This is a genomic window from Parasynechococcus sp., from assembly GCF_045559935.1.
Classification (GTDB): domain Bacteria; phylum Cyanobacteriota; class Cyanobacteriia; order PCC-6307; family Cyanobiaceae; genus Parasynechococcus.
Window position 1 is genome coordinate 127811 of the sequence record NZ_JBJLJL010000010.1, and the last position, 14516, is coordinate 142326.

Here is a 14516-nt window from a genome sequence, read left to right on the forward strand (position 1 = left end):
CTATGCAGAAGGGCTCTGCCTAGATTTCAGGGAACGACTCCCATCTCGATGCCCCTCGACGCTGACGCGAAGAAGGTTCTCCTGCGCAAGATCCCTCACGGCCTGTTCGTCTGCGGAGTGCGGGAAGGGGATGAGGTCAACGGTTTCACAGCCAGCTGGGTGACTCAGGGCTCCTTTGAACCGCCTCTGGTGGTGATGGGTGTTCGTGCCGACAGCACCAGCCACGGCATCATCGAGCGCACCGGGCGCTTCTCACTCAACGTGATGCGCGCTGATCAGAAGGATCTGGTCGCGGTGTTCTTCAAACCGCAGAAGGCGATGGGAGGTCGATTCGAAGCTGCTCCCTTCCGTGAGGGAGAGCTCGGACTGCCACTGCTGGAGGAGGCGATCGGCGGAGTGGAATGCGAACTGGTGGGCCAGGTCAAGCATGGCGATCACACCGTGTTCGTCGGCGAAGTGAAGTCTGCCCAGCTGCTCGCTGACGGCGAGGCACTCACCCTGGCAAGCACCGGCTGGAATTACGGCGGCTGAAACGGTTTGGACGAGTCCACGTCGGTGGCACCTCTGCTCACCCGGCCTCAGGTGCTGGAGAGCCGGCTCCGGGACATTCCCGCTGAGCCGGGTTGCTACCTGATGCGAGACGGGGACGACCGGATCCTCTACGTCGGCAAGTCCAAGAGCCTGCGCAGCCGGGTCCGCAGCTATTTCCGCAGCCGTCATGACCTGTCGCCGCGCATCCGTCTGATGACGCGACAGGTCTGTGAGATCGAATTCATCGTCACCGACAGCGAAGCCGAGGCCCTTGCCCTTGAGTCGAATCTGATCAAGAACCATCAGCCGCACTTCAATGTGCTGCTGAAGGACGACAAGAAATATCCCTATCTGTGCATCACCTGGAGCGAGGCCTATCCACGGATCTTCATCACCCGTCGACGGCGGTTCCGTAGCCCGCTCGATCGCTTCTACGGCCCCTATGTGGATGTCGGGCTGCTGCGACGCACCCTCTTTCTCGTGAAACGGGTGTTCCCGCTTCGGCAGCGTCCACGCCCGCTGCATCCGGATCGCACCTGTCTCAACTTCAGCATCGGACGCTGCCCCGGTGTCTGCCAGGAAATGATCACCTCGCAGGACTATCACCGCACCCTGCGCAAGGTGGCGATGGTGTTCCAGGGCCGCAGCGATGAGCTTCAGAAGCTGCTCGAGCAGCAGATGGAGCGGTATGCCGAGCGTCTCGATTTCGAATCAGCTGCACGGGTTCGCGATCAGCTTCAAGGGCTGGATCAGTTGACGGCGGATCAGAAGATGAGCCTCCCGGACTCCTCGGTGAGTCGGGATGTGCTGGCCCTCGCCAGTGATGAGCGTGTCGCGGCCGTTCAGCTGTTTCAGATGCGGGCGGGAAAGCTTGTCGGACGGCTCGGGTACACGGCGGATGCTTCAGGACTGGAGCCGGGGGTGATTCTCCAGCGCGTGATCGAGGAGCATTACAGCCAGGTGGATTCGGTCGAGATTCCTCCGGAACTTCTTGTGCAGCACTCCTTGCCGCAACAGGATCTGCTGGAGGAATGGCTGACGGAGCAGCGAGAACGCAAAGTCCAGATTCACTGGCCCCAGCGACGGCAGAAGGCTGATCTGATCGAGCTGGTGCAACGCAATGCCGAGTTCGAGCTGCTCCGCGCCAAGCAGGGCCAGGAACAGCAGGCACTGGCCATGGAGGATCTTGCGCAGCTTCTGGAACTGTCGGGTTCACCGCGGCGCATCGAGGGCTACGACATCAGCCACATCCAGGGGAGTGATGCGGTCGCCTCCCAGGTGGTGTTCATCGATGGTCTTCCGGCAAAGCAGCATTACCGGAAATACAAAATCCGCAGCAGCAGCATCCGTTCCGGCCACAGCGACGATTTCATGGCCATGGCCGAGGTGATCAGGCGTCGCTTCCGTCGCTGGGCGAGGGCCAAGGCGGAGGGGGCGGATCTGGCGGCACTCCGCCGGCGGGGTGGCAGTGCGCTGCAGACCGACGGGCTGAATGACTGGCCGGATGTGGTGATGATCGATGGGGGGAAAGGTCAGCTCTCAGCTGTGATGGAGGCTCTGCGCGAACTGGACCTGCAGGAGGAGCTGCAGGTCTGCTCCCTGGCCAAGCAACGGGAAGAGGTCTTTCTGCCCGGTGAGAGCCAGCCGCTCGACAGTGAACCGGACCAGCTGGGTGTGGCTCTGCTGCGTCGTCTCCGGGATGAAGCCCATCGATTCGCGGTCAGCTTCCATCGTCAGCAACGTGGGGAACGGATGAAGCGGTCACGCCTCTCCGATATTCCTGGTCTCGGTCCCAAACGCGTGAAAGAGCTCCTGGCCCATTTCCATTCGATCGACGCGATCCAGCTGGCAAGCATCGAAAGGCTTTCCCAGGCTCCAGGGGTCGGATCGTCCCTGGCCCGGGAGATTCACGGCTTCTTTCATCCGGATGCGTCCGAGCGGAGCGATGACACCCGGGAGCAAAGCGCATGATCCGTCGGCTGTTCCCGTTCAGGGCACTGTTGATCCTGCTCGGCGTGCTGTGGTTCACCATCGCGGGCGTCGTCGAGGCCGCGCCGGGGCTCTGCACGGGCCCTGTGTGTGCGGATGGCATCACCCGCAGCGCGAAGAACCACTGGCAACTGGTTCTTCGCCTCAATGACCAGCAGGGCCATCGCGAAAAGGTGGTGATGGACTGCAGGGCCGGTGTTCTCAGTCCGCGTGTCGGACAGGTGGATCGAGGCTTCGCCACGGCCCTCGGTCGGCGCGCCTGCCGGCTTGCCGGTGAGCCTGTCTGAGATGGAGATCACCATCGTTTTTCCGCATCAGCTGTTCGCTGAGCATCCGGCGATCACGGCCGGGCGACCTGTGGCGCTGATCGAGGATCCGCTGTTCTTCGGCACGGATCCCCGTTGGCCGATGCGTGTCCATCGTCAGCGTCTTTTGCTGCACCGTGCAGCGCTGAAGGCCTATGGCGACGACCTCCGTGGCAGGGGGCTGACCGTTCTGCACCAGCGCCATGATCAGGCTGCCGACACCGCTGGGCATCTTGGGCTGCTGCATGCAGCCGGCTACCGAAGCTTCCATCTGGCCGACCCCGTCGATGACGTGCTGCACCGGCGCCTGCGGGGTTTCGTCCGGCGAGCCGGATCTGAGCTCACCATCAGCCCCACACCGCTGCTGCTGACGCCGACCGACCTGCTGGATGAGCATTTCAGTGGCGGACGGAAACCGCTGATGGCACGCTTCTACGAGATGCAGCGCCGCAGGCTCGATCTGCTGATCGATGCCGATGGCGGGCCCCTTGGAGGGCGCTGGAGTTACGACGCCGACAACCGCAAGAAGCTGCCCAAAACGGTTCTTGTTCCCCCGGAGCCGCGTCAGGTCGGCGGCCGGCACGTGGACCTGGCGCGTCGGGAGCTGATCCAGGAGTCATTGCCGGGGATCGGGGCCTGGGAGGACTTCGCCTATCCCATCACCCATGCCGATGCGAGCCGATGGCTGGATGATTTTCTGGAGCATCGCCTGCAGCAGTTCGGGGCCTACGAAGACGCGATCAGCACCCGGCATCGGGTGATGTGGCACGGGGTGCTGACACCGATGCTGAACTGCGGCCTGCTCACGCCGCAGCAGGTGATCAACCGGACGATGGACAGAGCCGGGGAGGGGGATATCCCGATCAATTCCCTCGAGGGATTCCTGCGTCAGATCATCGGCTGGAGGGAGTTCATGGCAGCGATGTACCGCCTCCATGGCGTGACGATGCGCAACGGCAACTTCTGGGACTTCGAGGACCGGCCGATCCCATCAGCGTTCTATGAGGGCACCACGGGCCTTCCCCCCATCGATGACGCCATCCACCATGCCCTGAGCACCGGTTACTGCCATCACATCGAACGACTGATGCTGCTGGGCAACGTGATGCTGCTCTGCGGTTTTCACCCGACCCGCATCTACACCTGGTTCATGGAGCTGTTTGTGGATGCTTACGACTGGGTGATGGTCCCCAATGTCTACGGCATGAGCCAGTTCGCGGACGGAGGCATCTTCACCACCAAGCCCTACCTCTCCGGATCCAACTACGTGCGGAAGATGTCGGACTACCGCAAGGGTGACTGGTGCGAGATCTGGGACGGTCTGTTCTGGTCGTTCATCAAACGCCACGACGCCTTTTTCCGCAGTCAGTACCGGTTGGCGATGATGGCCCGGAATCTGGATCGCATGGCCCCGGAGGTGTTGATCGCCCATCAGCGTCGGGCCGGCGACTTTCTTGACGGCCTCACCTGAGCACTGCGTATGGTCCTTCCAGTGCGGTTGCGGTGATGTCGCTTCCTCCTGAGGCTTACCTCTGGTTCAAGACTCTCCACATCGTCGGTGTGGTGGTCTGGTTCGCTGGCCTCTTCTACCTCGTTCGGCTGTTCATCTATCACGTTGAGGCTGATGAGCTGGCTCCCGAGCTGCAGCAACCGTTCCGGGCGCAATACGAACTGATGGAGAGGCGACTGGCCAACATCATCACCACCCCGGGAATGGTCGTCGCGGTGGCGATGGCGATCGGTCTGCTGCTGCTTCAACCCGGCTGGCTTCATGAGAGCTGGATGCACGCCAAGCTGGGCTTCGTGGCCGCACTGCTCGCCTATCACCTGCTCTGCTACAGGCTGATGGGACAGTTGAAGACGGGCGGCTGTCAGTGGAGCGGGCGTCAGTTGCGCGCGTTCAACGAACTGCCCACCCTGCTGCTGGTGCTGGTTGTGATGCTGGTGGTCTTCAAGAACCAGTTCCCGACCAGCGCCGCGACCTGGTTCATCGTCGGACTGGTGGTGTTCATGGCCGCGTCGATCCAGTTCTACGCGCGCTGGCGTCGTCTGCGCGCCGAAGCGGCAGCGGAGGCCTGAGATGCCAACGCGCACTGATCACCCTCTGAGCACGGTGCTGGAGCAGGTCGGATCCTCCAGTTGCCCCGGGACGCTGAACTTCCACTGCCACACCATCTGCAGCGATGGAAGTCTGACCCCTGAGGAACTGATCACCCAGGCAACGGAGCGGGGCCTGACGCACCTGGCGGTGACCGATCACCACAGCTCCCATGCGCATCCCGCCATGCGTGACTGGTTGTCCCGGCAGCGGGACTCGGGCCGGACCGTGCCCACCCTGTGGAGCGGCATGGAGATCAGCGCCCTGCTCAAGGGTTGTCTGGTCCACGTGCTGGCGCTCGGCTTCGAGCTGAATCACCGGGATCTGCAGCCCTACAACCGTGGTGATGCCGTGGTCGGTGAAGCATTGCGAGCCGAGAGCGTCGTCCGGGCGATCCACGCGGCGGGCGGGCTTGCCGTGCTGGCCCATCCGGCCCGCTACCGACTCGGCCATGACCTGCTCATCGAGGAGGCCGCCCGTCTGGGATTCGATGGAGGTGAAGCCTGGTACGACTACGAGATGCAGCCCCACTGGCGACCAAGCCCTTTGATCTGCGAAACGATCGACCGGCAGCTCCGTGAACTTGGCCTTTTGCGTACGTGTGGCACCGACAGTCACGGAATGGACCTGAGCGGCCGCTAAGTTCGACGCAAGTCAGATCCACTCGGCATGGGTTTATTTGATCGAGTCAAGAGCTTCGTCAACAGTGGCTCCGAAGACTCCAAGCCGATTAAGCCGAGACCTGAGAAGGCCGAAAAGGCGGAAGCCTTCTTCCTCGATTCCGACTCCTCCTCCTCCCTGGGGGACCGCGACTACATGCGCGAATCGAAGACGATCCGCCGCACCTTCCCTGGTACGGCCGATTCCCCCGGCACGAAGGAACGGGTGAGTGTGGTGGCAGCGGAGACCGAACAGGTGACCCGCCGCAGTGACGGCCTCGGTGGTGTCGTGAAGAAGGAGGAGGAACCGGTCAGTCCTGTCGGCGGTGTCCCGAAGCCTGTCAAGAAGACCTTTGCCGAACAGGTCAGCACCGCCGAGATGAAGCAGCGTCTCAAGGGTGCTGCCGTGACTGGAGTCAACGTGCCGTCGAGCGCGGACGCCGCTCCTGTCGGTCGCAAGGAATCTCTGAAGTCAGAGCCTGAGGTGACCAAGCCCGGCAACGCCGGAGGTCGGAGCCCCGCCGGCTCGATCGATCCGTTCCGTCAGATGGTCAGGGATCTCAACAAGTAGGTCCGCCCTGTTCGATGCAGGCCTCACTGCGGTGCACCAGATGGCTCAGCAGCTGCAGCTGCTGAGCCTGAGCTGATTGCCACAGACCGCGGTTGGACGCCTCGAGAAGACGTTCCGCCATGTCGCGCAGCACCCAGGGATTGCTCGACATCAGGAACTCAATGGTTCGATCATCCGCGAGCCATTGATCGCTGAGGGCTCCGTAGCACCAGTCCGGAACACGATCCGTGGCGGCGTCATAGGCGAACAGATAGTCAAGACTCGCCCCCATCTCGAAGGCCCCCTTGTATCCGTGCTGCTGCATTCCCTCGATCCAGCGGGGGTTGAGCAGACGGCTGCGCATCACCTTGTCGATCTCTTTCTCCAACCGGTGCAGGCGGGGTCTCTCCCGCCGGGAGTGGTCGCCGAACCACATCTGAGCGGGTTGCCCACGCTGGTGTTCCACCGCAGCAGCCAGCCCCCCGTGGAACTGGTAGTAATCATCGGAATCGAGCAGATCGTGTTCCCGGTTGTCCTGGTTGTGCAGCACCACCTGCACGCGACTCAGGGCTGATTCCAGGCCGGTGCGGTCTTTCACGCCCTCACCACCTTCGTCGTACCGCCACTGACTCCAGCTCAGAAAGGCCTCGGCCAGATCACCCCGGTCCTCCCAGGCACCGCTGTCGATCACTGCCTGCAATCCAGCGCCGTAGGCCCCCGGGGCCGATCCGAAGATCCGACCCTGGGGTCCCTCTCGCCGCGAGAGCTCCGCCAGGGGATTGGCCTCCCCCGGTTCGTCCTGTGCCGCCACAAGGCGCTGAGCGCGATCAACCCAGGCCACCAGCTGGGGGAAGGCATCACGGAATAACCCTGAGATGCGCAGCAGCACATCGACCCTCGGCCTTCCCAGCAGAGACAACGGGATCAGCTCCAGATCGACCATCCGACGGGTCGGTCCGTCCCAGACGGGACGAACCCCGATCAGAGCCAGCAACTGGGCGATGTCCTCGCCGCCGTTGCGCATGGTGGCCGTCCCCCACACAGACAGTGCCAGATGCCGCAGCGGTTCTCCTTCCTCCAGCAGGTGCAGATCCAGCAGCTGTTCAGCCGAGCGGCGACCCAGATCCCAGGCTGCCTCGGTGGGCAGGCCCCTCAGATCAACGGAGTAGAAATTGCGGCCGGTGGGAAGCACATCGGGCCGTCCTCGGGTCGGCGCTCCCGACGGTCCAGCCGGAACACGGCCTCCGGCGGCACCGCGCATCAGGGCGCGTCGTTCCTGGTCCGCACAACGGATGAGATCCGGCCACAGCCGGGTGAGCAATCGCTCCAGCACCGGATCCCGGGGGGTCCGTTCCGACCAGTCGTGGATCGGAGCGGACAGGTCGCTTCCGGATCCCTGGCCGACCAGCCGGCTCACCAGACCCATGGCCTGGTTCTCGAGCCAGGCCGTGCCATCCCCCACGCGGCGCGCACGCGTGCAACCGAGCTCTCCCAGAAGCTGCTGGTCCGCCGCTGACAGCGGTTCACCGTCTTCATCCGACCAGGGATCGAACGCAAGACCGACCACCCGAGCCAGCGCCTGGGTCAGGCCTGGACCCTCCCGACTCGGCGGCCGCGCCAGGGCGATCAGCAGTTCCAGTTCCGCCCCCGCAGACGGGCGGGTTCCGAGACGATGCAGACCGGTCCTGATCTGGGCTTCCTTCAGTTCGCAGAGATAGGTCTCGGCGGCATCCAAAGCGAGATCCAGTGCCGCTGAATCGGAATCGGCTTGCTCTGGATCCGGCAGACCGGGCCAGTCCAGATGCCGCAGCGTCTTGAGCACCTGCTGCTCCAGGTCGGCGCTTCGTGCGGCCCCCATCTGGCGAGCCTCCACCAGTTCATCCAGCAGCCCCTCAAGCCGCTGCAGAGGACCATGCAGGCCGGCCCGGCCCAGGGGAGGGGTCAGGTGATCCACAATCACGGCGTGGCCACGGCGTTTGGCCTGCGATCCCTCCCCCGGGTCATTGACGATGAAGGGGTAGAGATGCGGAATGGCCCCGAGCGCCAGCTGAGGCGCACAGCCAGCGCTCAGTCCAACGGATTTGCCCGGCAGCCATTCGGCGCTGCCATGTTTGCCCACGTGCAGCATCAGGTGCGTCCCATGCCGCTCCCTCAACCACAGGTACTGCGCGAGATAGCGATGGGGTGGTGGCAGATCCGGTGAGTGCAGATCCGCGATCTGATCCGCGTCGTAGCCGCGGTCCGGCTGAATCAGAACCACCACATGACCGAATCGGAGTCCGTGCACGGGAAAGCCGAGCCCGGGCTCCAGGTCACAGGCCCTGTCCGGCGGTCCCCAACGCTCCTCGATGCGTTGTCGGGCCTCGGGGGGGACGGACTCCCACCACCGCTGGTAATCGGAGAGGCTCAGATGATCCAGTGGCTGACGATTCAGGCTCTCCGGAGCATTGGTGCGACCAGCGAGCAGGCTCTGCATGAGTACCTCGCCATCGCAGGGGAGCGGTTCCCCACCAAGGGCCATTCCCTCCTGCTGAAGCCACTGCAGGATGGACAGACAGCTGGCGGGGGTGTCGAGTCCCACCCCGTTGGCCAGCCGACCGTCCCGCACCGGATAGTTCGCCAGCACCAGGGCCACCCGCCGTTGATTGGCGTCGGTCTCTCTCAGCCACACCCAACGGCGGGCATGATCCACGAGCCAGCGGATGCCGTCGTCATCGGGAACCACCCCCGGAATCGCGGTGGCGAGCCGGGGATCATCCGTGCGCAGATCACGGAAACCGCAGGGCCGCGTGCAGAGACGGGCATCCAGCTCCGGCATGACCACCTGGAGCGTGAGGTCCAGCGGTGTCAGTCCGCGGCTGCCCGCGAGCCATTCCTCCCGGCTTCGTCCGCTGATCAGCAGCTGAAGCACCGGCAGATCCAGGTCATCCCACAGCGGACTGCCGAACCCGGCATCCGCACTGCGCACGGATGCGAAGGCCGTGCCACAGATCACGACCTCAACCTGTTCGCGGCGCAGCAGGTCCTTCACTCCGCGCTGAACGGCGGCATCACGCAGGCTGCTCACCCACAGAAGACGTGGACAGAGGCCCTGAGATCGCAGAGCCGCGGTCAGGGCTTCCGCAAGACGCAGATCACCGCTCTGAAACAGCGCGCGATAGAGGACGACACCGATACGCGGCCCAGCGTCGGACTGCCAGTCCCAGGGCGATGGGTCGGGCATCGGGTGCACGCTGCCGGCATCCTCCGGCTGTGATTCGCCGTCCAGCAGACGCTGCAGAACCGCCAGCATCTGCAGCATGTTCCGCTCGCCGCCCTCGCGCAGACAGGCGGCCAGACGACCGGCCAGATCGGCATTGATCGAGCCCAGTTCGTGAAGATGAACGTCCTGATCAGCGGTACCGGCCAGGATCACCAGCTCGCGATCGGATGCGGCTGCGCACCAGCCCTGCAGCTGTTCAAGCCCGTAACTCCAGTGACCCCGACCACCGAGGAGGCGCACCACGATCGCCCTGGCCTTCGCGGCCGTGGTGCTCAGGTAGTGATCGAGCTGGGCCGGGTGGCCCAGACAGTCCAGAGCGAGCCCGCGAATCGTGGCTCGGAACACCGCTTCAGCGGCTGGACGTGCCAACGCCCGGGACAGACAGGTGAGATCGGTTCCGGCACTCGTCAGGAAGAGCACATCCGCCGGCGGCTGCTCCACCAGCACAACGTCCTCCGGTGGATCGACCCCGGGACAGGTGGCGAGACGATGCATGCGGACATTCTCCTGCCCGGTGGGTGAGAAGATTCAGCCATCGGGCTCCACAGTGATGCATCAGTTCCTGCCCTACGCCTGGTTCCAGGGACAGTGCGTGCCCTTCGAGGACGCCAGGATCTCCATCGCCACCCACGCCCTGCACTACGGCACTGGAGCGTTCGGCGGCATGCGGGCCATCCCCGACCCCACTCAGGCCGGCACGATGCTGCTGTTCCGGGCCGATCGCCATGCTCGCCGGCTCAGTCAGAGTGCCCGTCTGCTGCTCACAGAGCTCAGCGAGGAGACGATCCTCTCTGCACTGACCGCCATGCTGCAGGCGAACAAACCTCAGCAGCCGATCTATCTGCGGCCCTTCGTCTACACCAGCGATCTCGGCATCGCGCCCCGGCTGCATCAGATCGAGACCGACTTCCTCATCTATGGCCTGCCGCTCGGCGACTACCTCTCACCGGAGGGAGTCAGCTGTCGCATCAGCAGCTGGACACGCCAGGAGGATCGCTCCCTGCCCCTGCGGGGCAAGATCAGCGGCGCTTACATCACCAGCTCTCTGGCCAAGACCGAAGCAGTGCAGAGCGGGTTCGACGAAGCGCTGCTGCTCAACAGCCGCGGCAAGGTCAGCGAGGCCAGCGGCATGAACCTCTTCCTCGTGCGCGATGGCGAGCTGATCACGCCTGGCGTCGAACAGGACATCCTGGAGGGCATCACCCGGGCCAGCGTCATCGAACTGGCGGAAACCATGGGCATCCGGGTGATCCAGAGGCCTGTCGACAAGACGGAGCTGTTCATCGCCGACGAGGTGTTCCTCACCGGTACAGCCGCCAAGATCACTCCCATCCGCCAGATCGAATCCACCACCCTCGGCACCGACAGGCCCGTGATGGAGTCGCTCCGCACCCGACTGGTCGCGATCACCGAGGGACGGGATCCGGCCTTCGAGCACTGGGTGACCCGGATCAGCATCTGAGTTCGAGGGATGCTCGCCACGGACTTTTCTTAGAGTCGGCGACTACTGGAAGGGTTCCATGGCAGCGACGGTGACCACCACATCCGTGGCGAATTCCCGTTTTCTCAGCCACCTGAACGGTCCACGACGTCCCGTGCTCGTCTTCGACGGGGCCACCGGAACCAGCCTGCAGCAGATGGATCTGACGGCTGATGACTTCGGCGGTCTGGAACTGGAGGGTTGCAACGAGAACCTGGTGGTCACCCGGCCCGATGCCGTTCAGGCGGTGCATCGCCAGTTTCTGGAGGCGGGATGCGATGTGATCGAGACCGACACCTTCGGTGCCGCCTCGATCGTTCTGGCCGAATACGGCCTGGAGGATCACGCCCATGCCCTGAACAAGAAGGCGGCGGAACTCGCCCGGGAGATGGCGGATCAGTACAGCACCGCCGAGAAACCGCGCTTCGTGGCCGGTTCCATGGGACCCACCACCAAACTGCCCACCCTCGGCCACATCGATTTCGACACGATGCGCGCGTCCTTCCGGGAACAGGCGGAGGGCCTGATCGCCGGCGATGTCGATCTGTTCATCGTCGAGACCTGTCAGGACGTTCTCCAGATCAAGGCGGCACTGCAGGGAATCGAGGAGGCCTTCGAAGCCGCCGGTGAACGTCGTGCCCTGATGGTGTCGGTGACCATGGAGACCACCGGCACGATGCTGGTGGGGTCCGACATCGCCGCTGTGGTGTCGATCCTTGAGCCATTTCCCATCGACATCCTCGGGCTGAACTGCGCGACGGGACCGGAGCAGATGAAAGAGCACATCCGCTACCTCTCGGAGCATTCACCCTTCACCGTGAGCTGCATTCCCAATGCCGGGCTTCCGGAGAACATCGGCGGTGTGGCTCATTACCGTCTGACGCCGACGGAACTGAAGATGCAGCTGATGCACTTCGTGGAGGACCTGGGAGTGCAGGTGATCGGCGGTTGCTGCGGCACCACACCTGCCCACATCAGCGCACTCTCGGAGCTCTCCGCGGAACTGAAACCGGCGGAACGGAGCCGTCGCAGCAGTGAGCCGTCCGCGGCCTCGATCTACGGAATCACGCCGTATCACCAGGACAACTCCTTCCTGATCATCGGAGAGCGACTCAATGCCAGCGGCAGCCGCAAAGTGCGAGAGCTGCTGGCGGAGGAGGACTGGGACGGACTGGTCTCCGTGGCCCGCGGTCAGGTGAAGGAGAACGCCCACGTCCTGGACGTCAACGTCGACTACGTCGGACGCGACGGCGAGCGGGATATGCACGAACTGGTGAGCCGTCTGGTCACCAACGTCAACCTGCCGCTGATGCTTGACTCCACCGAGTGGCAGAAGATGGAAGCCGGCCTCAAGGTGGCCGGTGGCAAGTGCATCCTCAACTCCACCAACTACGAAGACGGGGATGAGCGCTTTTTCAAGGTGCTTGACCTTGCACGCCGCTATGGCGCCGGTGTCGTTGTCGGCACCATCGATGAAGACGGCATGGCCCGGACCGCTGAGCAGAAGTTCGCCATCGCCCAGCGCGCGTACCGCGATGCCCTGGAGTTCGGCATTCCTGCTGAGGAGATCTTCTATGACCCTCTGGCCCTGCCCATCTCCACCGGGATCGAGGAGGACCGACTCAACGGCAAGGCCACCGTCGACGCGATCCGGCTGATCCGCGAGAACCTCCCCGGCGTGCATGTGGTGCTGGGGGTGAGCAACGTCAGTTTCGGGCTCTCACCTGCCGCACGGATCACGCTCAACTCCGTTTTCCTTCACGACTGCTGCCAGGCCGGCATGGATGCCGCGATCGTCAGCCCAGCGAAGATCCTGCCGCTGATCAAGATCAGCGAAGACCATCAGACGGTGTGCCGTGATCTGATCAACGACAAGCGTCGCTTCGACGACGGCATCTGCGTTTACGACCCCCTCACCGAGCTCACCAAGCTGTTCGAGGGTGTGAGCGCCAAGGAAGCGCGGGCATCCGGACCATCCCTGGCCGACCTTCCGGTGGAAGAACGTCTCAAGCAGCACATCATTGATGGTGAGCGGATCGGCCTGGAAACGGCCCTGAAGGAAGGCCTGACCAGCTACAAGCCGCTGCACATCGTCAACACCTTCCTGCTGGACGGCATGAAGGTGGTGGGTGAGTTGTTCGGCAGCGGTCAGATGCAGCTGCCTTTCGTGCTCCAGAGCGCCGAGACGATGAAATCAGCGGTGGCCTTCCTGGAGCCGCACATGGAGAAGAGCGAGGGAGAGAGCAGCAGCAAGGGCAAGTTCCTCATCGCCACCGTCAAAGGCGATGTGCACGACATCGGCAAGAACCTGGTGGACATCATCCTCACCAACAATGGCTACGAGGTCGTCAATCTCGGCATCAAACAGAGCTGTGAAGCGATCATTGAGGCGCAGCACGAACACAAGGCCGACTGCATCGCGATGAGCGGCCTTCTGGTGAAGTCGACCGCTTTCATGAAGGACAACCTCAGCGCCTTCAATGAGGCGGGCATCGACGTTCCCGTGATTCTCGGAGGCGCTGCACTGACGCCTCGGTTCGTTCAGAAGGACTGCCGCGAGGTCTACAACGGCAAGGTGGTGTACGGACGGGATGCCTTCGCTGATCTGCGTTTCATGGATGCGCTGATGGAGGCGAAGGGGCAGGACGGCTGGAGCAACACCACCGGATTTCTGAACGGAGCACCGCAGGGTGTCGGGCTGGACGAGCCGGAAGCCGAGGAGACCAGCAGCAACGGCAGTTCAGCCCCGAAGGACACTCCCCAGCAGCCTCAGACCCCGGTGAGCACCGAACGCTCGGAGGCGGTGCCTGCCGAGCCGGCTGCGACGCCTCCCTTCCTGGGTTCGGCTCTGCTGGACGAGGGTCAGATCGCACTTGAAGAGGTGTTCCCGTACCTGGATCGCAATGCTCTGTTCGCCGGGCAGTGGCAGATCCGCAAAACCCAGCAGCAGAGCCGTGAGGAGTACGACGCGATGCTGGCTGAGAAGGCGGAGCCGGTCCTGGAGCAGTGGATGGCCCGTTGTCTGGATGAAAAGCTGCTCACACCGCGGGTCGCCTACGGCTATTTCCCCGTCGGAAGAGACGGCAACAGCCTGCGTGTCTTCGACGTGAACGGGGCCGAGGAGCTGGGGCGCTTCGATCTACCCCGTCAACGTTCTGGGAACCGTTACTGCATCGCTGACTTCTTCCAGGACCTCGGATCTGATGGCCGTCCGGCCGATGTTCTGCCGATGCAGGCGGTCACCATGGGGGAACGGGCCAGTGAAGTGGCCCAGGACCTGTTTCAGGGCGATCGCTACAGCGACTACCTCTATTTCCACGGTCTCGCCGTGCAGATGGCGGAAGCTCTGGCCGAGTGGGTGCATGCGCGGATCCGGACGGAACTCGGTTTTGCCGATCCCTCCGACATGCCTCTGCGGGATGTTCTGGCGCAGCGCTACCGCGGCAGTCGCTACTCCTTCGGATACCCCGCCTGTCCGAATGTGGCCGATTCAAGGCAGCAACTGGCCTGGCTCGATGCGGAGAGAATCGGTCTGACCATGGATGCCAGCGATCAGCTGGCACCGGAACAGAGCACGACCGCTCTCGTGACGATCCACAGCCAGGCGCGCTATTTCAGCGCATAACCTGAATCGCCTCTTTT

Annotated in this window: 10 protein-coding genes; 9 read left to right on the forward strand and 1 reads right to left on the reverse strand. The window is 63.6% G+C overall.

The window, feature by feature from the left end; genetic code table 11:
* The first annotated feature begins 48 nt into the window (after positions 1-48).
* Genes ACJ0G7_RS10590 through ACJ0G7_RS10620 form a run of 7 tightly spaced genes read left to right on the forward strand, consistent with a single transcriptional unit; the run spans position 49 to position 6153 of the window.
* Positions 49-531: a flavin reductase family protein gene (locus ACJ0G7_RS10590; protein WP_043691094.1), complete on the forward strand. Its 483-nt coding sequence runs from the start codon at positions 49-51 to the stop codon at positions 529-531.
* 24 nt (positions 532-555) lie between these two features.
* Positions 556-2502: an excinuclease ABC subunit UvrC gene (gene uvrC, locus ACJ0G7_RS10595; protein ID WP_407396342.1), complete on the forward strand. Its 1947-nt coding sequence runs from the start codon at positions 556-558 to the stop codon at positions 2500-2502.
* On the forward strand, positions 2499-2807 hold the full coding sequence (locus tag ACJ0G7_RS10600; protein WP_407396095.1) for a hypothetical protein: 309 nt from the start codon (positions 2499-2501) through the stop codon (positions 2805-2807). Before uvrC ends, ACJ0G7_RS10600 begins: the two co-directional genes overlap by 4 nt.
* 1 nt (position 2808) lies before the next feature.
* Positions 2809-4296: a cryptochrome/photolyase family protein gene (locus tag ACJ0G7_RS10605; protein WP_407396096.1), complete on the forward strand. Its 1488-nt coding sequence runs from the start codon at positions 2809-2811 to the stop codon at positions 4294-4296.
* Positions 4297-4331: 35 nt separating this feature from the next.
* On the forward strand, positions 4332-4904 hold the full coding sequence (hemJ, locus tag ACJ0G7_RS10610; RefSeq protein ID WP_043691109.1) for a protoporphyrinogen oxidase HemJ: 573 nt from the start codon (positions 4332-4334) through the stop codon (positions 4902-4904).
* A 1-nt stretch (position 4905) separates the two neighbouring features.
* Positions 4906-5565, forward strand: coding sequence for a PHP domain-containing protein (locus tag ACJ0G7_RS10615; RefSeq protein ID WP_407396097.1), 660 nt, complete (start codon positions 4906-4908; stop codon positions 5563-5565).
* Positions 5566-5592: 27 nt separating this feature from the next.
* Positions 5593-6153, forward strand: a complete 561-nt coding sequence (locus ACJ0G7_RS10620; protein ID WP_407396098.1) for a hypothetical protein — start codon at positions 5593-5595, stop codon at positions 6151-6153.
* Here ACJ0G7_RS10620 and cobN read toward each other — a convergent pair.
* Positions 6143-9889 (reverse strand): cobaltochelatase subunit CobN, encoded by a 3747-nt coding sequence (cobN, locus tag ACJ0G7_RS10625; RefSeq protein ID WP_407396100.1) that lies wholly within the window; start codon positions 9887-9889, stop codon positions 6143-6145. The two genes, ACJ0G7_RS10620 and cobN, sit on opposite strands and share 11 nt — an antisense overlap.
* A 55-nt stretch (positions 9890-9944) precedes the next feature.
* On the opposite strand from cobN, the gene ACJ0G7_RS10630 reads away from it, so the two are divergent.
* Positions 9945-10856, forward strand: coding sequence for a branched-chain amino acid transaminase (locus ACJ0G7_RS10630; protein WP_043696481.1), 912 nt, complete (start codon positions 9945-9947; stop codon positions 10854-10856).
* A gap of 58 nt (positions 10857-10914) precedes the next feature.
* The gene (gene metH / locus ACJ0G7_RS10635) at positions 10915-14499 is read left to right on the forward strand and encodes a methionine synthase (RefSeq protein ID WP_407396101.1); all 3585 of its coding nucleotides are present in this window, start codon (positions 10915-10917) and stop codon (positions 14497-14499) included.
* The last annotated feature ends 17 nt before the right edge of the window (positions 14500-14516 follow it).